The organism is Pseudomonas costantinii, assembly GCF_001870435.1.
GTDB classification, from domain to species: Bacteria; Pseudomonadota; Gammaproteobacteria; order Pseudomonadales; family Pseudomonadaceae; genus Aquipseudomonas; species Aquipseudomonas costantinii.
In genome coordinates this window covers 113454-137484 of record NZ_MDDR01000057.1, presented here as the reverse complement: position 1 = coordinate 137484, position 24031 = coordinate 113454, and the positions used below count along the sequence as shown (strand labels likewise).

The 24031-nt window shown below is 58.1% G+C and carries 24 protein-coding genes and 1 tRNA gene; 14 read left to right on the top strand and 11 right to left on the bottom strand.

Features of this window, described 5'->3' with window-relative positions; genetic code table 11:
• Window positions 1-39 precede the first annotated feature (39 nt).
• Complete coding sequence (locus BFL40_RS28310) at window positions 40-1029, bottom strand: 2-hydroxyacid dehydrogenase (RefSeq protein ID WP_071487030.1); 990 nt, start codon at window positions 1027-1029, stop codon at window positions 40-42.
• A gap of 23 nt (window positions 1030-1052) precedes the next feature.
• Entirely contained in the window at window positions 1053-3806 is a 2754-nt protein-coding gene (locus BFL40_RS28305; protein WP_071487029.1) for a response regulator, read from the bottom strand.
• A 205-nt stretch (window positions 3807-4011) separates the two neighbouring features.
• On the opposite strand from BFL40_RS28305, the gene BFL40_RS28300 reads away from it, so the two are divergent.
• Both BFL40_RS28300 and BFL40_RS28295 read left to right on the top strand, forming a co-directional pair.
• On the top strand, window positions 4012-4740 hold the full coding sequence (locus BFL40_RS28300; protein WP_071487028.1) for a response regulator transcription factor: 729 nt from the start codon (window positions 4012-4014) through the stop codon (window positions 4738-4740).
• Complete coding sequence (locus BFL40_RS28295; protein WP_071487027.1) at window positions 4727-6085, top strand: sensor histidine kinase; 1359 nt, start codon at window positions 4727-4729, stop codon at window positions 6083-6085. Before BFL40_RS28300 ends, BFL40_RS28295 begins: the two co-directional genes overlap by 14 nt.
• A 3-nt stretch (window positions 6086-6088) precedes the next feature.
• Here the strand turns inward: BFL40_RS28295 and BFL40_RS28290 are convergent, their stop codons facing one another.
• The gene (locus BFL40_RS28290; RefSeq protein WP_071487026.1) at window positions 6089-6604 is read right to left on the bottom strand and encodes a DUF2062 domain-containing protein; all 516 of its coding nucleotides are present in this window, start codon (window positions 6602-6604) and stop codon (window positions 6089-6091) included.
• A 135-nt stretch (window positions 6605-6739) separates the two neighbouring features.
• On the opposite strand from BFL40_RS28290, the gene BFL40_RS28285 reads away from it, so the two are divergent.
• The 8 genes from BFL40_RS28285 to murB all read left to right on the top strand — a co-directional run bounded on the left by BFL40_RS28285 (window position 6740) and on the right by murB (window position 13596).
• The gene (locus BFL40_RS28285) at window positions 6740-8965 is read left to right on the top strand and encodes a DNA internalization-related competence protein ComEC/Rec2 (protein WP_071487025.1); all 2226 of its coding nucleotides are present in this window, start codon (window positions 6740-6742) and stop codon (window positions 8963-8965) included.
• A 109-nt stretch (window positions 8966-9074) separates the two neighbouring features.
• Complete coding sequence (pocA, locus tag BFL40_RS28280) at window positions 9075-9710, top strand: flagellar polar localization protein PocA (protein ID WP_016969293.1); 636 nt, start codon at window positions 9075-9077, stop codon at window positions 9708-9710.
• Window positions 9707-10135 carry a flagellar polar localization protein PocB gene (gene pocB / locus BFL40_RS28275; RefSeq protein ID WP_071487024.1) on the top strand — a complete coding sequence of 143 codons (429 nt, stop codon included), beginning with the start codon at window positions 9707-9709 and terminating at the stop codon, window positions 10133-10135. Before pocA ends, pocB begins: the two co-directional genes overlap by 4 nt.
• A complete protein-coding gene (lpxK, locus tag BFL40_RS28270) occupies window positions 10135-11145 on the top strand; it encodes a tetraacyldisaccharide 4'-kinase (protein WP_071487023.1) in 1011 nt (336 codons plus the stop codon). Before pocB ends, lpxK begins: the two co-directional genes overlap by 1 nt.
• A 24-nt stretch (window positions 11146-11169) precedes the next feature.
• Window positions 11170-11355 carry a Trm112 family protein gene (locus BFL40_RS28265; RefSeq protein ID WP_003174668.1) on the top strand — a complete coding sequence of 62 codons (186 nt, stop codon included), beginning with the start codon at window positions 11170-11172 and terminating at the stop codon, window positions 11353-11355.
• Window positions 11352-12116 carry a 3-deoxy-manno-octulosonate cytidylyltransferase gene (gene kdsB / locus BFL40_RS28260; protein ID WP_071487022.1) on the top strand — a complete coding sequence of 255 codons (765 nt, stop codon included), beginning with the start codon at window positions 11352-11354 and terminating at the stop codon, window positions 12114-12116. The genes BFL40_RS28265 and kdsB overlap by 4 nt, the downstream gene beginning before the upstream one ends.
• A complete protein-coding gene (locus tag BFL40_RS28255) occupies window positions 12116-12580 on the top strand; it encodes a low molecular weight protein-tyrosine-phosphatase (RefSeq protein ID WP_071487021.1) in 465 nt (154 codons plus the stop codon). Before kdsB ends, BFL40_RS28255 begins: the two co-directional genes overlap by 1 nt.
• Window positions 12577-13596: a UDP-N-acetylmuramate dehydrogenase gene (murB, locus tag BFL40_RS28250; protein ID WP_071487020.1), complete on the top strand. Its 1020-nt coding sequence runs from the start codon at window positions 12577-12579 to the stop codon at window positions 13594-13596. Before BFL40_RS28255 ends, murB begins: the two co-directional genes overlap by 4 nt.
• Window positions 13597-13670: 74 nt before the next feature.
• On the opposite strand, the gene BFL40_RS28245 is transcribed toward murB, so the two are convergent.
• A complete protein-coding gene (locus BFL40_RS28245; protein ID WP_053256786.1) occupies window positions 13671-14342 on the bottom strand; it encodes a Bax inhibitor-1/YccA family protein in 672 nt (223 codons plus the stop codon).
• A 152-nt stretch (window positions 14343-14494) separates the two neighbouring features.
• Here BFL40_RS28245 and BFL40_RS28240 point away from each other — a divergent pair.
• Window positions 14495-14585 (top strand) — tRNA-Ser (locus BFL40_RS28240).
• A gap of 321 nt (window positions 14586-14906) precedes the next feature.
• On the top strand, window positions 14907-15095 hold the full coding sequence (locus BFL40_RS33400) for a DUF1737 domain-containing protein (RefSeq protein ID WP_074851546.1): 189 nt from the start codon (window positions 14907-14909) through the stop codon (window positions 15093-15095).
• Between the two features lie 208 nt (window positions 15096-15303).
• On the opposite strand, the gene BFL40_RS28230 is transcribed toward BFL40_RS33400, so the two are convergent.
• The 4 genes from BFL40_RS28230 to BFL40_RS28215 form a co-directional block, all read right to left on the bottom strand.
• Entirely contained in the window at window positions 15304-15669 is a 366-nt protein-coding gene (locus BFL40_RS28230) for a cupin domain-containing protein (RefSeq protein ID WP_071487018.1), read from the bottom strand.
• 75 nt (window positions 15670-15744) lie between these two features.
• A complete protein-coding gene (locus BFL40_RS28225; RefSeq protein WP_071487017.1) occupies window positions 15745-16263 on the bottom strand; it encodes a type 2 periplasmic-binding domain-containing protein in 519 nt (172 codons plus the stop codon).
• 33 nt (window positions 16264-16296) lie between these two features.
• The gene (locus BFL40_RS28220; RefSeq protein WP_071487016.1) at window positions 16297-16992 is read right to left on the bottom strand and encodes an RraA family protein; all 696 of its coding nucleotides are present in this window, start codon (window positions 16990-16992) and stop codon (window positions 16297-16299) included.
• 573 nt (window positions 16993-17565) lie between these two features.
• The gene (locus BFL40_RS28215; protein WP_071487015.1) at window positions 17566-18126 is read right to left on the bottom strand and encodes a fasciclin domain-containing protein; all 561 of its coding nucleotides are present in this window, start codon (window positions 18124-18126) and stop codon (window positions 17566-17568) included.
• A 191-nt stretch (window positions 18127-18317) separates the two neighbouring features.
• Between BFL40_RS28215 and BFL40_RS28210 the strand changes: the two genes are divergently transcribed.
• Window positions 18318-18623: a putative quinol monooxygenase gene (locus BFL40_RS28210; protein ID WP_071487014.1), complete on the top strand. Its 306-nt coding sequence runs from the start codon at window positions 18318-18320 to the stop codon at window positions 18621-18623.
• On the opposite strand, the gene BFL40_RS28205 is transcribed toward BFL40_RS28210, so the two are convergent.
• Complete coding sequence (locus BFL40_RS28205) at window positions 18618-19595, bottom strand: LysR family transcriptional regulator (RefSeq protein ID WP_071487013.1); 978 nt, start codon at window positions 19593-19595, stop codon at window positions 18618-18620. The two genes, BFL40_RS28210 and BFL40_RS28205, sit on opposite strands and share 6 nt — an antisense overlap.
• Window positions 19596-19704: 109 nt before the next feature.
• Between BFL40_RS28205 and BFL40_RS28200 the strand changes: the two genes are divergently transcribed.
• Window positions 19705-21204, top strand: coding sequence for a CoA-acylating methylmalonate-semialdehyde dehydrogenase (locus BFL40_RS28200; RefSeq protein WP_071487012.1), 1500 nt, complete (start codon window positions 19705-19707; stop codon window positions 21202-21204).
• Between the two features lie 205 nt (window positions 21205-21409).
• On the opposite strand, the gene BFL40_RS28195 is transcribed toward BFL40_RS28200, so the two are convergent.
• Entirely contained in the window at window positions 21410-21964 is a 555-nt protein-coding gene (locus BFL40_RS28195) for a DcrB/PsbP domain-containing protein (RefSeq protein ID WP_071487011.1), read from the bottom strand.
• Window positions 21965-22036: 72 nt separating this feature from the next.
• Window positions 22037-23845 carry a monovalent cation:proton antiporter-2 (CPA2) family protein gene (locus BFL40_RS28190; RefSeq protein ID WP_071487010.1) on the bottom strand — a complete coding sequence of 603 codons (1809 nt, stop codon included), beginning with the start codon at window positions 23843-23845 and terminating at the stop codon, window positions 22037-22039.
• Window positions 23846-24031 lie beyond the last annotated feature (186 nt).

Below are 24031 nucleotides of genomic sequence, written 5' to 3'. Positions count from 1 at the left end.
GGGTGCCTGCTCATCATGAGCCTGGTATGTGACCGCTGATCATCCATCGACCAGGTTTTGAGGCTGGCCCTCGGCCCACGCGGCAATGTTAGCCAAGGTGGTGCCGGCGATCGCCGCCAGGGCCTCACGGGTGAGGAATGCCTGGTGGGCGGTGACGATTACGTTGGGGAAGGTCAGCAGGCGCGCGAGTACGTCGTCTTGCAAGGGCAGGTCCGAGCGGTCCTCGAAGAACAGTTGGGCTTCTTCCTCGTATACATCCAGCCCCAGGTAGCCGAGTTGGCCGCCCTTGAGTGCTTCGATCAGTGCCGGTGTGTCCACTAAACCTCCGCGTCCGGTGTTGATCAGCATCGCGCCGGGCTGCATATGGGCCAGGGAACGGGCGTTGATCAAATGTTTGCTGTCGGCGGTCAAAGGGCAGTGCAGGCTGATGATCTGCGCTTGGGCCAGCAGCTCGGGCAGGCTTACATAGCGCGCGCCGAGAGCCTGGACTTGCGGGTTCGGGAAGGGGTCATAGGCCAGCAACTGGCAGCCGAACCCGGCCATGATCTTGGCGAACGTGGCGCCGATCTGCCCGGTGCCGACTACGCCGACGGTCTTGCCCACCAAGTCGAAGCCGGTCAGCCCGTGCAGGCTGAAATCACCGTCGCGGGTACGGTTGTAGGCGCGATGCAGGCGGCGGTTGAGGGCTAGAATCAAGGCCACCGCATGTTCGGCCACCGCGTGTGGCGAGTAGGCCGGAACGCGCACGATGGTCAGGCCCAGGCGCTTGGCAGCAGCCAGGTCGACATGGTTGTAGCCGGCCGAGCGCAAGGCAATCAGGCGGGTGCCGCCTTTGGCCAGGTGTTCCAGCACGGGGGCGCTGAGGTCGTCGTTGATGAAGGCGCAAACCACTTCGTGGTGTTCGGCAAGGGCCACGGTGTCAAGATTGAGCCGGGCAGGTTGAAATTGCAGCTCCACACCTGCCGGTAGCGGCTCGCCGAGAAAACTGTCGCGATCGTAGGTTTGGCTGCTGAAAAGAATAACGCGCATCAAAGGGTTCCTTTTTGATGAGTTCAGGCGCTGACCCGCGCTTCACTGGCCAGTCGTGCAATCGCCATGTCCAACTCGTCCAGCGCGGCCATGGCTTTGGCGTCGTCTTGCTTGAGCAGGGTTTCAGCGCGTTGGCAGGCGGCGCGTAATTGCGGCACGCCGCAGTAGCGGGTGGCGCCGTGCAGGCGATGAACGCGCTCGATCAGGGCGTTGTGGTCGTTGGCTTCGCGGGCGACGGTAATGGCCTGGCGGTCGGCTTCCAGGGAGGCCAGCAGCATGGCGAGCATATCGGCGGCCAGATCGGTTTTGTTGGCGGCCAGGCGCAGGCCTTCCTCGTGGTCCAGTACCAGCAGTTGCACACCCGGGCCCAAGCCGTCGTTCGTGCGTTCCGGCCCTTGATTACGCAGGGCCAGGCCGGTCCATTTCAATACCACCTGGGCCAGTTGCCGCTCGCTGATGGGTTTGGTCAGGTAATCATCCATGCCGCTTTGTAACAGGGCACGTTTTTCGTTGGCCATGGCGTGGGCGGTGAGGGCGACCACGGGCAATGGCGTGCCGTGGCGCTCGCTTTCCCATTGGCGAATCGCCTCGGTACTTTGGCACCCGTCCATGCCAGGCATTTGTACGTCCATCAGCACCAGGTCGAAGGTTTCCTGCTTCACGGCGTCGATGGCCGCATAACCGCTTTCCACTGCCTGCACCCTGGCGCCCATGTCTTCGAGCAGGGTTTGTACCAGCAACAGGTTCGCCGGGTTGTCGTCTACACACAGTACACGCGGTGCACGGCTGGACAGCGGCTCCCCCGGTTCACTGCGCGAGGGGCGCGGGCTGATCAGATCGGCCAGGGCGCGGCGCAGTTTTCGCGTACAGGCAGGCTTAGCCTGCAATTGGCTGTTGGGGTTGGGGACCGATTGGTTGAACAGCGTCTGTTCGGTGGTCGGGCACAGCACCAGCACCTTGCAATCCAAGTGTTCAAGGTCCCACAGGTACTGGTTGAGGCGTTCGGGCGGAATATCATTGGCGGTGATGCCGAGTACTGCCAGGTCAATTGCCTGTTCGGTCTGATGCGCGCTGGTGATGCCATTGGTCAGGCTTTCCAGGGTGTTGAACGGCGTGACCGCCAGGCCGCAGTCTTCCAACTGGTGTTGTAAGGCCTGGCGTGCCAGTTCGTGGTTTTCCAGCACAGCCACGCGCCGGCCGAGCAGTGGCGGGGAGGGCAGGTCGTCGACATCGTCGCGGGTCTTGGGCAGGTTCAGGCTGATCCAGAATTCCGAGCCCTCGCCCGGCGTGCTGTCGACGCCGATTTCACCGCCCATCTGCTCGATCAACCGCTTGGAAATCACCAGTCCCAAGCCTGTACCGCCAGGCTGGCGTGACAGTGAATTGTCGGCCTGGCTGAAGGCTTGGAAGAGTGCACGCACATCCTGGTTGGACAGGCCGATGCCGGTGTCCTGCACGCTGATGCGCAGTTGTACGCTGTCTTCCTGTTCGTCCTCGACCATCGCCCGGGCTACGATGGTGCCTTCGCGGGTGAACTTGATCGCATTGCTGATCAGGTTGGTGAGGATCTGCTTGAGGCGCAGCGGGTCGCCCACCAGCGCCAGCGGGGTATCGCGGTACACCAGGCTGACCAGTTCGAGCTGCTTGGCATGGGCCGCGGGGGCGAGGATGGTCAGGGTGTCTTGCAACAGATCCCGCAGGTTGAAGGGCACGCTGTCGAGTACCAGCTTGCCGGCTTCGATTTTCGAGAAGTCGAGGATCTCGTTGATGATGCCCAGCAGGTTATCGGCGGATTTTTCGATGGTGCCCAGGTAGTCCAATTGACGTGGCGACAACTCGCTTTTTTGCAGCAGATGGGTAAAGCCGAGAATACCGTTGAGCGGGGTGCGGATTTCATGACTCATATTGGCCAGGAACTCCGACTTGATACGGCTGGCCTCCAAGGCCTCTTTACGCGCCAGGTCCAGTTCGATGTTCTGGATTTCGATGGTTTCCAGGTTCTGACGCACGTCTTCAGTGGCCTGGTCGATGCTGTGTTGCAGCTCTTCCTGGGCATTTTGCAGGGTTTCGGCCATGCGGTTGATGCCCGAGGCCAACTGGTCCAACTCCTGGCTGCCCAGCGGTGGCAAGCGAGTCTCCAGGTTGCCGTCCTTCAACTGCGCCACGGCTTGCTTGATCTGGCCAATCGGCGAATTAATCGTACGGCTGATACGCAGTGCCAGGGCGGCGGTGCAGATCAGGCCGATGGCAATCAGCAGCAGGCTGGCGAATAGGCTGCGATAGCCGCGCAGCAGCATGCCGTTGTGGGACAGTTCCACTTCGACCCAGCCCAGCAGGCGGTCAGCTTCATCGGGGATGAAGTCGCCCGCAAGGTTGCGATGGCGGCCAAATACCGGCAGCAGGTAGCGCGTGGCGTCGTTGCCGGTGCGCTGCAACAGGTGAGAACTGTTACCGACGGGCGGCTGGTTGAGCATGGTGGGCCCAGCGTGGGCCAGGGGCGTGCGGTCTGGCGCAAGGAACGACACGGCGCGTACGTCTGTCTGCTCCAGGGATTGGGTGGCGATGCGTTCCAGCAGGTCAGTGTTTTTGGTGCTGAGGGCAGGTGCCACCAACGGCGCCAATTGCTCGGCAATCATTTCGCCGCGCTGCAGCAACTGGGTCTGCAGTTCCGAAAGCTGCATCCAGGTGAAGTAGCCCCCCAACAACAGGGCCATCAGGCTGGTCGGTAATAAGGTCAGCAACAGTACGCGGCCTTTTATCCCCATTCTTCTAAGCACGCCACTCTCCTGCTACCACATTGTTGTCAATTATCCGCGCGGGCATCCGGCCCGCGCCACCTGCGCAGTGTAGCCATTTGCGCGGTCTGGAATCTCGCAAATTAATGACATACAGCAATCTTCGGCCCGTTGGGTTCCGGGTGGCGATTGCCTGTGGCGGCTTAATCTTGAATAATCAGTCATTGAGAATGACTTGCAGACGCTAATGAATCCCGCAGTAGTTGGCCTACCCAGTATCCTGACCATCGAAGATGACCCCGTGCTGGGTGCTTATGTCCACGAGCATCTGGGCCGCTGTGGCTTCCAGGTCACCTGGTGCCAGAACGGTCAACAGGGCTTGCAGATGGCTCGCGAACAGGCGTTCGATGTGGTGTTGATGGATATCCTGCTGCCAGGGCTGGATGGGTTGTCGATCCTGACGCATCTGCGCCAGAGCCATTCGATTCCGGTAATTCTGATGTCGGCCCTGGGTGCCGAAGCTGATCGCATCAGCGGTTTTCGCCTTGGTGCGGATGACTACCTGCCCAAACCGTTCAGCATGATCGAGCTGCGGGTACGCATCGAAGCCATCCTGCGTCGGGTGGCCCTGGATCGTCGCCCATTGGCAACCCTTTTACCGGCCCGCGACGATGCCCGCCCTCTGCGCTTTGACGATGAATTGTGTGATGTCTTCTACCAGGAGCACTGGGCCGGGCTGACCCGCAGTGAATACCGACTGCTGGAAACCTTGCACCGCAATGCGGACGAAGTCCTCAGCAAAGCGTTCCTTTATCAGCATGTGTTGCAACGCGGTTATGCCCCTCATGACCGTAGCCTCGATATGCATATCAGCCAGATTCGCCGCAAGCTCAAGGCCGTTGGCTACAGCGAGCGTGAAGTACGCACGGTGTGGGGCAAGGGCTATGTACTGAGTGGTCACGATGAAGGGCTTTGAGCGGTTGCCTGGCAAGCACTCGTTGTTCTGGAAGCTGGCCTGCCTGTTGATTGCCTTCTGTTTACTGATGATCTGGCTCAGTTGGTACTGGGGCCGGTACATGGAAGAACAGAACGCCTATGTGGCCGAAGAGTCCCGTGAGATTCTGCGCGGGTATGCGGCGGGCGCCGAACTCGCGTGGAAAACACAAGGCAACGCGGGCGTGGATGCATGGTTGCAACTGATGGCCAAGCGCGAAACCACCTGGATCGGTGTGATCGGCAATGACCTGCAATCCCTCAGCAGCGCACCTTTGAGCGACAAGGAAAGCCAGCGCCTGACTTTCCTGCGTGGCCTGGAGTGGCCGGTCAGTCGGCATGTCAAAGGCCTGCCGTGGCTGAAGATTCCGTTTCCTGTCGACCCTGACGCAGGTTCGTTGGTGATTGAGTTGCCGCAACGTTTTATGCCGGGACGTTACCAACTCTTCTGGCGAGTGGTGACCAATGGCGTCATTCCTGGTTTGTTTACCTTGTTGCTGTGTGTTGGCCTCTATCGGCTGCTGATCATGCCCCTTAATCAACTGCGTGAGCAGGCCAATGCCTGGCGTGCCGATCAGTTGAATACTCGAATGTCCCGCGAAGCTACCAGTCGCCAGGATGAGTTGGGTGAGTTGGGCCGGGCCTTTGACCATATGTCCGAGCGATTGCAGGGCACGGTGGTGTTGCAGCAACAGTTGCTGCGGGACATGTCCCATGAACTGCGCACACCCTTGAGTCGCTTGCGGGTGGCCTGTGACAGTGAGCAGGATTTGGCACAGTTGCGTGAGCGGCTAGGTCGTGAAGTCGACGCCATGCAGCGCCTGGTTGAAGACAGCCTGCAACTGGCCTGGCTGGATAGCGAGAGGGCGCCCTTGCCCAATGAGGATATTCAGCTCCAGGCCTTATGGGACATGCTGAGGGAAAATGCCTGTTTTGAAAGTGATTGGCCGGCGTCGCGCTTGCCCTGCCTGTTGGCGGCTGACTGCTGGGTGCGGGGCAACCTGAATGCACTGGCCCAGGCCCTGGAAAATATCCTGCGCAATGCCATAAGGCACTCTCCCGTTCACGGGACGGTGACGTTGGACGGGGGGCGTGAAGGTGATCATTGGCATATTTGGTTGGAAGACCAGGGCGGGGGCATTGCTGAGCAGGATCTGGAGCGTATCTTTGCGCCATTTACCCGTTTGGAGGGCTCACGGCCCGGCGATGGTGGTTTCGGCCTCGGTTTAAGCATCGCCCGCAATGCTGTGCAGCGCCAGGGCGGTCGTTTGTGGGCGGAAAATACCGAGCAGGGCTTGCGGGTTCACCTGCGACTGCTGGCCCGCTAATCTTCAAGCGCGACGCAGTTTGCGTTTCTTCCACTGGTGCGCGACCCACCAGCGCCAATACCCCATGGTCAGGCAGTAGGCCAGCGCGCCCAATACCAACCCCAACACCACAGAACCCAGCAGGAATGGCTGCCACAGCGTGCTCAATTGGCCGCTGATCCACTCCCAGGTCAAGTTGTCGGGCAGGCTGCGCGGCGGCACATTCATCAACCAGGCGCCGGTCATATAGGTGCAGATGAAAACCACCGGCATCGTGATCGGGTTGGTCAGCCACACCAGGCTGACGGCGATGGGCATATTGGCGCGCACGGTGATCGACAGGATTGCCGCCAATAACATCTGTAATGGAATCGGGATAAACGCTGCGAACAAACCTACCGCCATGGCCCGCGCGACGGAGTGCCGGTTCAGGTGCCAGAGGTTGGGGTCGTGCAGCAACGTGCCGAGAAATCGTAAAGACTTGTGTTCCCTGATACTCGTGGGATCGGGCATGTACCGTTTGAATAAGCGCCGGGGCATAAGGGGTCCAGGTCAGTTCGAGGGGCAAGTATGCCCGCATTCTATAAACAGAAAATTCAGACTTTGTGACAAAACATCATAGGCCGCGCTGGGTGCCCGACTAAGACTGAGTGGATCACTTGAAAAGGATGATTCATGAGAACTGGGATGTTCGCACTCGGACTTGGATTACTTTCGCTGCGATTTTTACCCGCACTACCGCCTATCGGTTGGCTGCTGACCATGCCGGTACTGGCATTGATGCTGTTGCCGTTTCGCACTTACCCGCTGGCGTTCTTCCTGCTGGGCTTGAGCTGGGCGTGCATCAGCGCACAGTGGGCGCTGGATGATCGCCTCAAGCCTGCGTTGGATGGGCAGACGCGCTGGCTGGAGGGACGGGTGATTGGCTTGCCGCAGCAGACGGCTACCGGTGTGCGTTTCGAACTGGCCGACAGCCGGTCGCGTCATGCTCAATTACCTAAGCGCATCCGGGTGTCCTGGCATGCTGGCCCGCCGGTGCTCAGCGGTGAACGTTGGCGCCTCGCGGTCAAGCTGAAGCGGCCGACGGGGTTGCTCAATTTTCACGGCTTTGACCATGAGGCCTGGCTGCTGGCCCAGCGCATAGGGGCTACTGGCTCGGTCAAAGATGGCGAGCGCCTGGCACCGCCCCGTAATGCCTGGCGCGATACTGTTCGGCAACGGCTGATGGCAGTGGATGCCCAAGGCCGTGAGGCTGGATTGGCCGCTCTGGTGCTGGGAGACGGCTCGGGGCTGACCGCTGAGGATTGGCGGGTATTGCAAGACACTGGCACCGTGCACCTGCTGGTCATTTCCGGCCAGCACATTGGCTTGCTGGCGGGCCTGATTTACGGATTGGTGGCTGGGTTGGCGCGTTACGGTTGTTGGCCCCGAACCTTACCGTGGCTGCCTTGGGCGTGTGGGCTCGCATTTGCTGTGGCGTTGGGCTACGGCCTGCTGGCCGGGTTCGGTGTGCCGGTGCAGCGCGCTTGCGTGATGGTCGGCCTGGTCCTGTTATGGCGTCTGCGCTTTCGACACCTGGGCGTCTGGTGGCCGTTGTTGCTGGCGCTCAATGGCGTGCTGGTGCTGGAGCCGTTGGCCAGTTTGCAGCCGGGGTTCTGGTTGTCGTTCGCGGCTGTTGCGGTGCTGGTCCTGGCGTTCAGCGGGCGTTTGGGGCCGTGGAGCATCTGGCAGGCATGGACCCGACCTCAGTGGTTGATTGCCATTGGCTTGTTTCCTGTCCTGCTGGTGCTCGGCTTGCCGATCAGTCTCAGTGCGCCAGTCGCCAATCTGTTTGCCGTGCCGTGGATCAGTCTGGTGGTGTTGCCTTTGGCACTGTTGGGGGCTGTGTTCTTGGCTGTGCCGTGGGTGGGCGAGGGCTTGTTGTGGTTGGCCGGTGGGGCGCTGGACGGGCTGTTCAAGGGGCTGGCGCTGCTGGCAGGCCAGCAGTCAGCCTGGATACCGACCGAGGTGCCCATGGTTTATTGGTGGGTGAGCCTGGTGGGCGCGGTCTTATTGCTGCTGCCCAAAGGTGTCCCGTTTCGGTTGCTGGGCTGGCCGATGCTGTTGTTGGCGATCTTTCCACCCAGGGCGCTGGTGCCTCATGGACAGGTGGAGGTGGTGCAATTGGACGTCGGCCAGGGGCAAGCGTTGATTCTGCGAACACGCCATCACACATTGCTCTACGACGCTGGGCCGCGCTCGGGGGAGTTTGATCTCGGCGCGCGCGTGGTACTGCCGTCGTTGAGGAAGCTTGGGGTAGGGGCGTTGGACATGATGGTGCTCAGCCACGCCCACGCGGACCATGCAGGCGGTGCGGCGGCTATTGCCCACGCGCTTGCGATCAGTCGAGTCATCGGCGGAGAAACCGAAGGTTTGCCGGCATTTCTCGACACTCAACCTTGCATCAGTGGTGAGCAATGGGAGTGGGATGGCGTGTTATTCAGTCTGTGGCAGTGGCCTGGCGCCACTAGCAGCAATCCGAAATCCTGTGTGTTGCAGGTGCAGGCCAATGGCGAGCGCCTGCTGCTAACCGGCGATATCGATCGTGCGGCCGAACAGGCTTTCCTCGCTTCGCCATTGGCGGTCCAGACCGATTGGCTGCAAGCGCCACACCATGGCAGTCGCAGCTCTTCTTCCGGGCCCTTTCTGCAGCGACTGGCACCCAAGTCGGTGCTGATTTCCCGTGGCCGTGGCAACGCATTCGGCCATCCTCATCCGCAGGTCATGGCGCGCTATCAGGCAGTGGGCAGTCAGGTGTATGACAGCGCCGAACAGGGGGCCATACGTCTGCAATTGGGCGCTTTCCAATCACCGGTTGTTGCTCGCAGTCAACGCCGTTTCTGGCGCGAAGCGTTACCGTAATTCAGCGTTACCAAAGACCAGGGCCCGCGAGGGGCGGGTCTGTGGCAGACGAGCCCCGCTACCGAACCTATATGGTAAAGTGGCGCACTTTTTCGAGGGGATATTCACTGTGTGGGAATTGGTCAAATCCGGCGGCTGGATGATGTTGCCGATCATCTTGAGCTCCATCGCCGCACTCGGCATCGTTGCCGAACGCCTGTGGACCCTGCGCGCCAGTCGTATCACGCCCGAGCATCTGTTGGGGCAAGTCTGGGGCTGGATCAAGAACAAACAGTTGGACAAGGAAAAACTCAAGGAACTGCGCGCCAATTCACCCCTGGGTGAAATCCTTGCGGCGGGCCTGGCCAACTCCAAGCATGGCCGCGAGATCATGAAAGAGTGCATTGAAGAGGCGGCCGCCCGGGTCATCCATGAAATGGAGCGCTATATCAATGCGCTCGGTACCATCGCGGCCATGGCGCCGTTGCTCGGTTTGCTGGGGACAGTGCTGGGCATGATCGACATCTTCAGCTCGTTCATGGGCTCGGGCATGACCACTAACGCCGCCGTGCTGGCGGGCGGTATCTCCAAGGCGTTGATCACCACGGCTGCTGGCTTGATGGTTGGTATTCCCTCGGTATTTTTCCACCGTTTCCTGCAACGCCGCATCGATGAGTTGGTGGTCGGTATGGAGCAGGAAGCCATCAAATTGGTGGAAGTGGTGCAGGGCGATCGTGATGTGGACTTCGTCGAGGGCCGAGCGTGAAATTTCGCCGCAAGCAACGGGAAAATGTTGATATCAACCTCGCGTCGCTGATCGACGTGGTGTTTATCCTGCTGCTGTTTTTTGTCGTCACCACCACCTTCACTCGGCAAACCCAACTGCGTGTCGACTTGCCGGAGGCGGTGAGCGGTTCGCCGTCCGAGGATCAGGAGGTCAAGCAACTGGATATCGCCATCAGCGCCGATGGGGTGTTTTCGGTCAATAACCAACTGCTGGAGAAAAACGATCTCAGCAGCCTGATGGCCGCTCTGCAGAAAGAGTCCGGCGGCGATACCAAAATGCCGCTATCCATCAGTGCCGACGGCAAGACCCAGCATCAAGCTGTGATCACCGCGATGGACGCGGCCGGCAAGCTTGGCTTTAGCCATTTGCGCATGACCACCGTCGAGGCGGCGACCCAACCCTGATGACCATGTCCGATCGTTTGCTCAAGGCCTGGTATGAGGGGCATCCCGCCCTCAAACTCTTGCAGCCTCTGGAGTCTTTGTATCGCCGAGTGGTGCAGCGCAAGCGCGCGCGCTTCCTGGCGGGCGAGGGCGAGATCTATCAATCACCGGTGCCGGTGGTGGTGGTCGGCAACATCACCGTAGGCGGCACGGGCAAGACGCCATTGATCCTGTGGCTGATCGAGCACTGTCGTCGCAGTGGCTTGCGTGTAGGCGTGGTCAGTCGCGGGTACGGTGCCAAGCCGCCGCAATTGCCGTGGCGGGTCGAGGCCAGCGATAGCGCTGAGGTGGCCGGCGATGAGCCGTTGCTGATCGTGCAGCGTTGTGGCGTACCGCTGATGATTGATCCTGACCGCAGTCGCGCGGTCAAAGCGCTGCTGGCCAGCGAGACCCTCGACCTGATCCTTTCCGACGACGGGTTGCAACATTACCGCCTGGCCCGTGACCTTGAACTGGTGCTGATCGACGCCGCTCGCGGCCTGGGCAACCGCCGTTGCCTGCCTGCCGGGCCTCTACGCGAGCCGGTGGAGCGTCTGCTGAGCGTCGATGCGTTGCTCTACAACGGAGCCGGGGCTGATCGCGAAGATGGTTTTGGCTTTCGCCTGCTACCCACGGCGTTGATCAACTTGAAAACCGGCGAGCGCCAGCCGGTCGATCATTTTCCGGCTGGCCAGCAGGTGCATGCGGTCGCCGGTATTGGTAACCCGCAACGTTTCTTCAATACCCTTGAAACGCTACACTGGCAGCCGATACCCCATGCTTTTGCCGACCACGCGCCCTACAGCGCTGAGGTCTTGAATTTTATGCCGTCATTACCGCTGGTCATGACCGAAAAGGACGCGGTGAAGTGCCGCGCCTTTGCCAGTCCCGACTGGTGGTACCTTGCGGTGGATGCGGTGCCGTCGCCGGCGTTTGTCGCCTGGTTCGACACGCAACTGATGCGTCTGTTGCCTGCCCGACTTTTGCCTTAAATCGCTTCTTTCCAGGAAACACTCATGGACACCAAACTGCTCGACATCCTCGCTTGCCCGATCTGCAAAGGCCCGCTCAAGCTCAGCGCCGACAAAACCGAGTTGATCAGCAAAGGCGCCGGTCTGGCCTACCCGATCCGTGATGGCATCCCGGTGATGTTGGAAAGCGAAGCCCGTACCCTGACCACCGATGAGCGTCTGGATAAATGACCACCGCCTTTACCGTTGTCATTCCCTCCCGCTACGCATCCACCCGCCTGCCGGGCAAGCCCCTGCAGTTGATCGGCAGCAAGCCGATGATCCAGTTGGTGTGGGAACAGGCCTGTAAAAGCAGCGCTGACCGGGTGGTGGTAGCTACCGACGATCCGCGCATTATTGAAGCCTGCAAAGGTTTTGGCGCCGAGGCGGTACTGACCCGCGAAGACCATAACTCCGGCACCGACCGCCTGGCTGAAGTCGCCACGCAGTTGGGTTTGGCGCCTGATGCGATCGTGGTCAATGTGCAAGGCGACGAGCCGTTGATCCCGCCGAGCGTGATCGACCAGGTCGCCGCTAACCTGGCTGCCCATGGCGAAGCGCGCATGGCGACGCTGGCCGAGCCCATTGAAGACATCGACACCTTGCTCAACCCGAATGTGGTGAAAGTGGTCAGTGACATCAATGGCCTGGCGCTGACGTTCAGCCGCTCGACCCTACCTTGGGCACGAGACGCCTTCGCCAAGAGCCCCGACGTACTGCCGGAGGGCGTGCCATACCGCCGTCACATCGGCATCTACGCCTATCGCGCCGGTTTCCTGCATGACTTCGTCAGTTGGGGCCCGTGCTGGTTGGAAAACACCGAATCGTTGGAACAACTGCGTGCCTTGTGGCACGGCGTGCGCATTCATGTGGGCGATGCCCTGGAAGCACCGCCAGCCGGCGTTGACACCCCGGAAGACCTTGAACGCGTCCGTCGCCTGCTGGGGGCCTGATGGAGGTTCTGTTCGTCTGTCTGGGCAATATCTGCCGCTCTCCAACCGCCGAGGGCGTACTGCGCCATAAATTGCGCGAAGAGGGGCTGGCAGGCCTGGTCGAGGTGGCATCTGCAGGTACTGGCGAATGGCATGTCGGGAACCCGCCGGATCAGCGTAGCCAGCGTGCAGCGTTGGTGCGTGGTTATGACTTGTCGGCACAACGTGCCCAGCAGGTTTCTCGCGCCGACTTTGCGCGCTATGACCTTATCCTGGCCATGGACCACAGCAACCTGCGTAACCTCAAGGCCATGCAGCCGGGTCAGAGCAAGGCGGACCTGGACTTGTTCCTGCGCCGCTATGACTCGGAAGTGGACGAAGTGCCAGACCCTTACTACGAAGGCGAGCAGGGCTTTGAGCGGGTCCTTGATCTGATCGAGCGAGCCTGTGATTTATTAGTGATCGAATTGAAGGGGCGGTTATGACCTTGCAAGTGCTTGCGCAGGTATCGCTCAAGCCGTTCAACAGCTTTGGTATTGACGTGCGCGCCCAGTTGTTTGCTGAAGCGCACAGCGACGCCGATGTCCGTGAAGCCCTGGCCTACGCTGTCGCGCAAGCGCTGCCGCTGCTGGTGATCGGCGGTGGCAGCAATTTACTGCTGACCCAGGATATTCCGGCTTTGGTGTTGCGTATGGCGACCCAGGGCATTCGGGTATTGCAAGATGACGGCCTGAACGTGGTGGTCGAGGCTGAAGCGGGCGAGGCTTGGCATCCGTTTGTCCTGTGGACCCTGGAAAATGGTTTCTGTGGCCTGGAAAATCTTAGCCTGATCCCCGGTACTGTTGGCGCTGCGCCGATGCAGAACATCGGTGCCTACGGTGTGGAAGTCAAGGATGTGTTTGCGGGCCTGACCGCCTTGGATCGCCAGACCGGTGAGCTTCGGGATTTCAGCCTGGAAGAGTGCAAGTTCGCCTACCGTGACAGTCTGTTCAAACACGAAGTAGGGCGCTGGTTGATTCTGCGGGTGCGCTTTGTCTTAAGCCGGGCCAGCCACCTGAAACTCGACTACGGGCCGGTGCAACAGCGCCTGGCCGGGCAGGGAATCACCGAGGCGACGCCCAGCGATGTCAGCCGTGCTATCTGTAGCATCCGCCGTGAAAAACTGCCGGACCCCGCAGAGCTTGGTAATGCTGGGAGCTTCTTCAAGAACCCGCTGGTGTCCCAGGTGTTGGCAGCCGAGCTACAAGCGCTGTATCCGGACTTGGTGGCTTACCCGCAGTCTGACGGGCAGATGAAGCTCGCCGCCGGTTGGCTGATCGATAAGGCTGGCTGGAAGGGCTTTCGTGACGGCGATGCGGGCGTGCACAAAATGCAGGCGCTGGTGCTGGTCAACTATGGCGCTGCCACAGGGCACGACATTGCGAACCTGGCGCTACGTATCCAGCAGGATATCGCTGCACGCTTCAAGGTCGATCTGGAAATGGAGCCCAACCAGTACTGAGCCTTGCAACAACAGCGTGAAAACAAAAATGCCCCGTATCTTTCGATACGGGGCATTTTTTATGGCGCTAACACTCAGTCATCACGGCTCATGATGCCGAAGATCTGCAACAGGCTGATAAACAGGTTGTAGATCGATACATACAGGCTAATGGTCGCCATGATGTAGTTACGCTCACCGCCATGGATGATGGCGCTGGTCTGGAACAGGATGCACACGGAGGAGAACAGCACAAAACCTGCGCTGATCGCCAACTGCAGGCCGCTGATCTGGAAGAACATGCCCGCTACCACTGCCGCCAGCAACACGAAGAAGCCTGCGGTAATGAAACCACCCAGGAAGCTCATGTCCTTGCGGCTGATCAGCACATAGGCCGACAGACCACCAAACACCAAGGCAGTCATGGCAAATGCCGAGCTGACCACTTCCGCACCGCCAGCCATACCGAGGTAACGGTTAAGGATCGGGCCGAGGATAAAACCCATGAAACCGGTCAAGGCAAACGCCGACACCAGGCCCCAGGCCGAGTCACGCAGCTTGTTGGTCAGGAAGAACAGACCGTAGAAGCCAATCAACACGACAAAGATATTCGGGTAGCCAACGCGCATCTGCTGCGCCACATACGCCATCACGCCGCTGAATGCGAGGGTAAGGGCGAGCAAGCCGTACGTATTGCGCAACACGCGGCTGACTTCAAGCTGCTCAGCCTGCGCGTTACCATTCACTGCGTAATTCTGTTCGCGCATGGCGACACTCCTTCAGTTTTGAAACGTTCAGTCGCAAAGATCATAACAGACGCTCTGTAACAAGCGATGGCGAGAGTTTGACAGTGTGTTTCATTCGGGTATTATGGCGCCCGCTGAGACAGGATGGGCTACTATAATCCTGTGATGCAAAAGGGAAATTGGCAGAGTGGTTGAATGCACCGGTCTTGAAAACCGGCGGACGTTAATAGCGTCTCCAGGGTTCGAATCCCTGGTTTCCCGCCAAGATTCAAACGAAAGCCCCGCAATAGCGGGGCTTTTGTGTTTTTGGGGTTTGGGCAGGAAAAGGCGGTTTTTGGCAGGCGTTCCATAATTGTTGTGGAAGTGTCCCATAACTTTTCTATTTTGACGGCTTCGCAGTGGCGCCAATCCTCCTGTAAACACGCTTGGTGATTTCCTGTTTGCTGTGCCCTGGCAGCAGGCTTGCGTCGCCAATGCCCCGCGCCGTGCTTTTTGCATCTGCCTCTCGGTGCTGAAGTCTCTTGCGCCGGAAGGCGCTGCCAGATGGCCAAGTAGTTTTCTTTAACTGTTCTAGTAGGTGCTCCAATGCAGAATTCTCCTCCTGAAGGATTACCAATCTATCGGATTCTGACAGGCAAAGATGATGCCTCCTTCTGTCACCGAGTATCCGAAGCCCTTGCGCTGGGCTATCAGCTTTATGGTTCGCCGGCTGCAACATTCAACGGCGAGTACGTCGTGGTGGCACAGGCTGTCGTTTGGAGCCCTGGCAAGTAGGCCTGCTGATATTCAAAAAAACCGCCTTGCGGTGGGCTTTTTGCATCTGGAAATGCTGGAAATCAATAAACCAATGGAGTGGTTACGCATGAAAATTAGCAATACTCAATGGTCAGTCCGCTTGAGGTGAAGATCATTGTAGGGACCGCCATTCAAGCGCTGATGTCGCTCAGTATTGACAGGTGAGCGACATCTTCGCATTGCTTGTCTATTGCACTACATCCCAAGCAACTTTACGGAAATCAAGTTTCTTGTAGTCCTCTCGGACTGGAGAATAGACTTCAAGTATCTCGCATGTCTCGAGGGCGATGGCCTCATGGGCGACGTTGGATTGAACGATGGCACACTGACCATCGGTCAATACATAGGGGACATTGTCGACCAGTAGCTTCAATTTACCTTTGATAATGATCGGACAGGCTTCTTGTTCATGTTGGTGGCGCGGAATTATCGCGCCTTTTTCCAGGAACCAGAATGCGATAGTACAGTGTTCGGTGTGAATGAAACGCGCGCGCGCGGTGCCTTCAGAGTTGATGTTGTGTTCTGTCAACTCTTGAATAGTTATCTTGCCCATGATGGTCACTTACTCCATTAAGTTCCAGAGACGGATGGTTCGATAAAAAACGGTGTTGCGTGAGTGCATTGCCGATCAGATTTTCAGGTGAATGCTGAACCCCATGGGTACCGGGCCGAAGTTCTTGGCGATATGCAGATTGTTGGCGCGTGCTGCCACTATTGTAGTAATGCAAGCGTCGATACTTCCTTGAGCACACTGAAGGGCTGCCTCACTATTTGATGTGCATAGAACGAGTTCAGCAGAAATGCCGAAATCGTCAACCTGGGACAGCAAACTGGTGGGGGCGGGATGGGATCCGATGCGGTTAATGGTTTGACTTTGGTTATTGGCGAAAACCATGTCGTGAGTATTCATCAAATGGTGGTCGACTAGCTGTAAGCGGTCGAGATGGCGAAACACTATCTCGTGCAGTTGTGGGTATACGATGCACCCCATCAAGACGCCAGGTTTTGATGAGCTCAGCAGATCATCCAGGGCATCTTCCAAGGTTTTACGAAGCTCTATTTGACCGCCCCAGTGCTGCTTCTCCATATACTGCGTGGCGGCTTTTTCACAATTTGTCCCGCTAGGGCCTAGCGTATATATATTCATACCCAACTCTTCCTTGTGTGGATGACGAATGATTTAAATCCGATTGCGTTCTTCTACAAGCTTGATCAAGCTTCGTGTGTCATGCCTGTCCTTGATGACGTCTAGAATCTCTCTTTCTACCTGTTCGATCTCTAATGCTAAGTGAAAAATATCTTTCAAATTTTCGGAAGGCAGGATGACTGTCCCATTAGCATCGGAAATGACAATATCTCTTGTTTTTACTGAACAGTCGTCGATCATGCAGCTTTCACCAACGGATTTGACCCGGTAGCTGCCTTGAGTGTCCACAGGGGTAAAATTAGTGGCGAGCACTGGCATCGTCAGGGCCTTGACTTCCGATACGTCGCGTACGGCACCACCCAGCACGACGCCTTCGAACCCAAGCTTGGCGAAATAACTACAACTTAACCCACCCGCGAGCGCCTCTTCTTTAATCATTCGACCACCGCCGGCAACATAAACCAGGCCCTCAGCATTTTTTATTTCTGGCACCAGGAAGTTTTTCACCTGGCTCCAAGTAGAGGGTTGAGGTGCGGAGATGTTACTGGTCTTTCTGACACGCTCCCACTCTACAGTGTAGGCCTCTCCCACACAGTAATGATCTTCAATGTTCATTGATTTTATGCTTCGACAAATAACACTTCCAATGCATTGGGCGTCCATAATGTCGGCAAACGTTGAGGTACTGATCTTGTGAGATTTTATGAGTTCAATGAAATTGGTTTCCACGTCAAAACTCCCTTTTTGATTAAAACATCCTTGTGTCGCTTATTTTGTCGTGAGCTAACGAAAGACAAGCGATTCGATATATTTCTATTGGGTTGTCTTTTGGAAGTCAAGCGCGTGCTGGCTGTTTTTTGATATGAAAAATTGGAATGGCTAATTTGATAGCTCTGAGAATAAGGTAAACGGGATTTATTTTTCGGCTTAAATAAAAATAAATGTTGTACATTTTAAATGTGTTTGTTCAGGTTTTATGAGGGTGCGGTTGTCTGGCGAGTGATTGTTTTTGGAGAAATTTAAATCGTAAGGTGTCGGAATACTTCAAATTAATTCTAGGCGGTAATGGTGTTTGTAATTTTGGCGCCGCCTCGGATTGCGCTTAGTTGCAGTCTGTCGAGATGATCTGCAATCAATTAACTATGATAAGGATCGCCAGGATTAACTTGATGAATCGTTCGTTCCTGTCTAGGGTGTACAAGGCGCTGTGCATGTTTTTAACCATTTATTTCAGGCGGTTTTCGCAACACAGTCAGGTTTAGAGCCCGACAGATCAGACGTCTGCCGGGCTTTAAAAGACGATTAAGGCATCAACACCGTGTCAATAACATGGATTACGCCGTTGGACTGCATGACATCCGCAATGCTGATACTTGCTTTGCCGCCTTTGGCGTCGACTACCCACAGTTTTCCGTCATGCAGCTTGATGGTCAGTGATTCGCCTTGGACGGTTTTCAACACAACAGTACCGCCGTTTTTCTTGGCGTCGGCCATCAGTTGCGCAGAGGTGTGAGTGCCGGCCACAACATGGTAAGTCAGAATTTTCGTCAGATCGGCTTTGTGCTCAGGCTTTACAAGGGTATCGACAGTACCGGCCGGCAGCTTGGCAAACGCCTCGTTTGTAGGCGCAAAGACGGTGAATGGACCTTTGCTGTTGAGGGTATCCACCAGGCCGGCTGCTTTAACTGCTGCAACCAGTGTCGTGTGGTCCTTGGAGTTGACTGCGTTTTCTACGATGGTCTTGCTGGGGTACATCGCAGCGCCACCCACCATCACAGTATCGGCGGCGAAGCTTAGTGTGGCAGTGGCGCAGAGAATCACGAAGCATGCGGCAGCGGCAATTTTTTTGTAAAGGGCGTGCATGATGTATCTCCTTGGCTCTTATGCCCTCCGAGTGAGGGTATTGAATCTACGAGCCAGGGAGCAAAGTGGATGCACCTCACCAATAAGTATTTTTCCTTCTGGGGCCACTTTTGCGGTTACCGGCATTCCATCCAGGCTGCCTGGTCACGTACTGTGTTCGTCCCTTATCCAGCCTACGCAACGGTGTTTTCATGTCAGATGAAGTGCGGCTTGTCGTCATTATCAATACCCAGCCAGGCAAAGGTTCGGAGCAGATAGCAGCGTTTGAGACGCTGGCCCCTCAGGTCCGGGCCGAACACGGGTGTCTGCAATATGATTTACATCCGGTTGCCGGCAACCCTGACAGTTTTGTCTTGATCGAAAAATGGGTATCAAAAAACGCGTTGGATGCCCACCACGTGGCAGCGCATATGGTGGAGGCTGCCAAGTACAATCCTTCTTTTCGCGCCGGGCCCGCTACCGTTTTGCTTCTAGAGGGTGCGGTATGTTCTTCATAAAGAGGGCGTACCGCCTGCTTTCAGAGCGGCACCCGTCTCAGTGAAGCGAAACCCGCCTGATAGCTTTTGCTTTAGGAAACCCACCAACGCACTCACCGACTTCGGCACATGCGGCGAGTACGGCCGAATCAAGTAAATTTCATCGGCAAACGCCCCTTTGAGCGTCCAGTCTTTGAGTACTTGTACCAGCTTGCCGTTGGCCAGCGCGGCATGAGCGCTGAAATCCGGGAGCAGGGCGATGCCCAGGTGGTTGAGCGCGGAATCGCGCAGGGCTTCGCTGTTGTTGGTGGCGAAGCTGCCGGCGATAGGCACTGTCAGGCGCTCTACCTTCTTGGTGCCACGCTCAAAGGTCCACGCGGGCTGGTCGGTGCCGCGCGGGTAGAAGAGGCAATTATGGGTGGTGAGGTCTGCGGGTTCGCGCGGCTCACCATGGCGTTGCAGGTAGTCCTGAGTGGCGACCAGCACCGAGGTGGTGTCGCACAGTTTCCACGCTACATGGGTTTCCGGCACTTGGAAGCCGTGCCTCACTGCCAGGTCGTAACCCTCGGCCGCCAGCGAACTCAAGGCATCCGACACATCCAGCTGGATGCGCACCTGCGGGTATTGCTGCAGGAATTCCGACAGGTGCGGCACCAACTGTTGTCGGGCAAACGCCACCGGCGCGGTCAGACGCACCAGGCCGCGAATTTCCCCGGCAGAGTCGCGCACCGACGAGAAACTACGGGCGATGTGTGCGTAGGCGCTGCGCACTTCCCGGGTCAATGACAGCCCTGCGTCGGTCAGCCGAACGCTGCGTGTGGTGCGGGTGACCAGTCGCGTGCCGGTAGCTTTCTCCAAGTCGGAAATTCGCTGGCTGACGGCGGACTTGCTCACACCCAGGCGCGCAGCCGCTGCGGTGTAGGTACCTTGTTCCTCCAGCACCGACAGCCAATGAATGTGGGTCCAAAGCCCCTCGATCTCAGCCTTTTCCATGGGTTTATTGTTCGCATATGAGGACAATCAGTTCTTGATTCTGCTCTGGTTTGGAACAAACCGAAAGCCTATCGTGTGTTCCAACGCTACCCACCTGGGATCTACTGCCATGACAACAACAATCGAGCACTACATCAACGACCAACGCGTGTCGCGCGATGATCGCTATCAGGACGTTTACAACCCGGCCACCGGCGAAATCACCGGGCGCGTTGCGCTGGCTAGCCGCCAGACCGTGTTCGAAGCCGTTGCCGCCGCGCAAGCCGCCTTCGCCGGGTGGGCCGATACTCCGCCGATTCGCCGTGCTCGCGTGCTGTTCGAATACCTGCACCTGTTGCGTGAACGCAAGGACGACCTGGCGCGCATCATCGTCGCCGAACACGGCAAGGTCTTCACCGATGCCCAGGGCGAAGTTGATCGTGGTATCGACATTCTCGAATTTGCCTGCGGCATCCCCAACTTGCTCAAAGGCGAACATTCCGACCAGGTCTCACGTGGGATGGACAACTGGACCATGCGCCAACCCTTGGGCGTGGTTGCGGGCGTCACACCGTTCAACTTTCCGGTGATGGTACCGATGTGGATGTACCCGATCGCCATCGCAGCGGGCAACACCTTTATCCTTAAGCCAAGCCCGACCGACCCGAGCGCCTCGCTGTTCATGGCCGAGTTGCTGCGTGAAGCCGGCTTGCCCAAAGGCGTGTTCAACGTGGTACAGGGCGACAAAGAGTCGGTGGACGCGTTGATCGAACACCCGGACGTCAAAGCCGTAAGCTTCGTCGGTTCCACGCCAATTGCCCAATACATCTACGAAACCGGTGCTCGTAACGGCAAGCGCGTACAAGGCCTGGGTGGTGCGAAAAACCACATGGTGGTGATGCCCGACGCGGACATCGATCGCACTGTCGACGCGTTGATGGGCGCGGCCTACGGCAGTGCCGGCGAGCGCTGCATGGCGATTTCGGTGGCGGTGCTGGTGGGCGACGTGGGTGACAAAGTTATCGCGGCCTTGAGTCAGCGCGCCCGTGAATTACGCATCACCGATGGTCGCGATTTGAAGGCCGAAATGGGCCCTATCGTGTCGCGAGCGGCGCTTGAGCGCATCAGCGGCTACATCGAGCAAGGCGTGCAAGCCGGCGCGCAGCTGCTACTCGATGGGCGTGACTACGTGCCAACCGAGGCAGGCCTGGAAAATGGCTTCTGGTTGGGCGCTACCTTGTTCGACCACGTGACCAAAGAGATGAGCATCTACCGCGAAGAGATCTTCGGCCCGGTGCTGGCCTGTGTGCGGGTGAATGATTTCGCCGAGGCGGTGAAGCTGGTCAACGATCACGAGTTCGGCAACGGTGTCAGTTGCTTTACCCGCGACGGCAACATCGCCCGTGAGTTCGCGCGGCGCATCGAAGTGGGCATGGTTGGCATCAACGTACCGATTCCGGTGCCGATGGCCTGGCATGGTTTTGGTGGCTGGAAGAAGAGTTTGTTTGGCGACATGCATGCCTATGGCACTGAAGGTGTGCGCTTCTACACCAAGCAGAAGTCGATCATGCAGCGCTGGTCGGAAAGCATCGAGCAGGGGGCGGAGTTTGCGATGCCTGTGTCGAAGTAGGGCCTTAGATACGCTGTAGGACCCAATGTGGGAGCTGGCTTGCCCGCGATGAGGGAGTATCAGTCAACCTGTTTGGCACTGATACACCGCAATCGCAGGCAAGCCTGCTCCCACATTTTTTTGCCCGCGATTAAGCAGTGGTCTTTATGGGTTTCAGGCACTCGATAGTAAAGGCGCGCAGACTAGCCACCGATCCCGAATCGGGTTACTTGCCGCCGGCAATCTGTTTCACCAACTCTGCATGCCCCTTCACATCATCTCCCCGTGAAATCGCCTGGATTACCAGCAAGTGATTACCGGAACCGCCCAGGAACGTGGAGTTCAAGGTTTTGCCGCCGCCCTGGGTGGCGGTGCTGTCGACTTGGCGCAGGCCGAGGCCCTTGAAGGTCAGTTTCTTCTCACCTTGCTTCTTGAAATCGGGCAGTGCGGCGCTCTGGTCCTTGACGAAGTCAGCCACGGCGCCATCGAGGAATTGCGGGTCATTGTCCTTGATAGTCGCCCCATCGTTGCGCACGGTTTCAGCGACGATCACCACACTTTTTGTGGTCGAGTTGGCGTACAGGGTGCCTTGAGTATCGGCGGTGCCGTCCTCGACTTTGCCGGATGGCAGGGCGTCGGCGGTATAGGCCTTGGGCAAGCTGAAGGTGAACTTGCCGCCCAGGGTCGAGATGGTCTGTGTGGTTGGCTGGGTTGCTGCGAACACGCTGCCGGCGGTGAGCGCAAAGGCCAGCAGGGCTGCGGTCTTGGTGAATGTGGCCATGAAGCGCTCCAGGGATGAACGAAATTGCGCCGTATTCTGTCAGAAAAATCGCAAGATCGTTCGCCCGCAGCCTTACACCTTGTCGGACTCCTCCTCGAGCCGGTCCATCTCAAACAACCTCGCCAGTTCCGTCCGTGCTTCCTGGGCGGTTTGCATCACTTTGCCGGCGTCGTCGTACACCGCATGTTGGGCGGCGAGCAGTTGCAGGTCGTGGTTTTTGAAGCGGCTGATACGCGCGTCGGCCTGGGCCTGGGTCAAGCCGAGACCGACCAGGGTACGGCGGCTCATTTCCAGGCTGGAGTAGAAGGTCTCGCGCACCGGTGACGCGTCCAGGTCCACCAGGCGGTGCACATGCTGGCGGTTACGCGCGCGGGCGATGATCTTCATGTGCGGATAGAGGTTGCGCACCAGTTCGGCGGTCTTGATGTTGATCTCCGGGTCGTCCATGGCGATCACGAAGAATTCCGCCTGATCAACTTTGGCCGCATGCAGGATTTCCGGGCGTTGGGGGTCGCCGTAGAACACCGGCATGCCGCCGAAACTGCGGGTCAGCTCGATGGTTTCCACCGAGGTGTCGAGGGCGATAAACGAGATGTTTTGCGCGCGCAGGATCCGCGCCACGATCTGGCCCATACGGCCCATGCCGGCGATCACTACGCGTGGCGCATCGCTTTCGATGGCACGGTATTCCTCGGGCACTTCCACGGGTTTGACCTTGGGCTTGAACAGCTTTGGGCACACCAACAACAGCAGTGGCGTCACCGCCATGGAAAGGGTAATGGTCAGCACCAGCACATCGTAAAGGTGCGGTTCGAACAAGCCTTGGTCGCGGCCGATCTTGAACACCACAAACGCAAACTCACCGCCCGCCGCCAACACCACGCCCAGGCGCAAGGCGCTTTCGCGATTGAGGTCGCCTACCAGCCGACCTACTGCGTACAGCAGTGGCAGTTTCAAGCCGATCAACAGCAAGGTTAGCCCGATCACCACCAGCGGCGTGCTGAGCAGCAAACTGAGGTTGGCGCCCATGCCCACGCTGATAAAAAACAGCCCCAGCAGCAGGCCCTTGAACGGCTCGATCTGGGATTCCAGCTCGTGGCGGTATTCCGAATCAGCCAGCAGCAACCCGGCGAGGAACGCACCGAGGGCCATGGACACCCCCACCAACTCCATCAGCCAGGCGGTGCCGATCACCACCAACAGCGCGGTGGCGGTGGACACTTCCCGCAGGCCGGTCTTGGCGACGATACGAAACACGGGGCGCAACAGGTAGCGGCCACCGATGATCACCACGGCGATACTGCCGAGAATCTGCAATACGTGTTGCAGGCCTTGAGCTTCGCTGGTCGGGTGATCACTGCCGGCCAACAACGGCACCATGGCGATCAACGGGATCGCCGCGATGTCCTGGAACAGCAGAATCGCAAAGGCCAGGCGCCCATGGGGCTGGTTGAGTTCTTTGCGCTCGGCCAGGCTTTGCAAGCCGAAAGCAGTGGAGGAGAGCGCCAGGCCCAGGCCCAGCACAATGGCGCTGTTCCACGACTGGCCAAACAGCCACAGCGCTACCACGCCCATTACCAAGCCTGTGAGCAACACTTGGGCCAGGCCGACGCCAAACACCGCCTTGCGCATCACCCATAACCGTTTGGGCGACAGCTCCAGGCCGATGATAAACAGCAGCAACACCACGCCCAGCTCAGAGAACTGCGCCACGCTTTGCGGGTTACCAATCAGGCCCAATACCGACGGGCCGATAATCACACCCGCGAACAGATAGCCCAGCACTGCGCCCAGTTGGAGGCGCTTGGCCAAGGGCACGGTCAGCACGGCGGCGAGCAGGAACACCACGGCTGCTTGTAACAGGTTGCCTTCATGGGGCATTACGAACTCCAGGATCTTTAAAGCAAATCGACAGGGCGCCATTAGAGCGCTTTTTTACATTCTGAAACTTGTATTTTTGTCGCGACAGTCAGTGGCTGTTGGCTGTAATCCCATTCTTACGCTGGATTCGCGAAAGTATTAATACCATTTAATTCAATGACTTTTCCGTGGGTCTACTACCGTTCC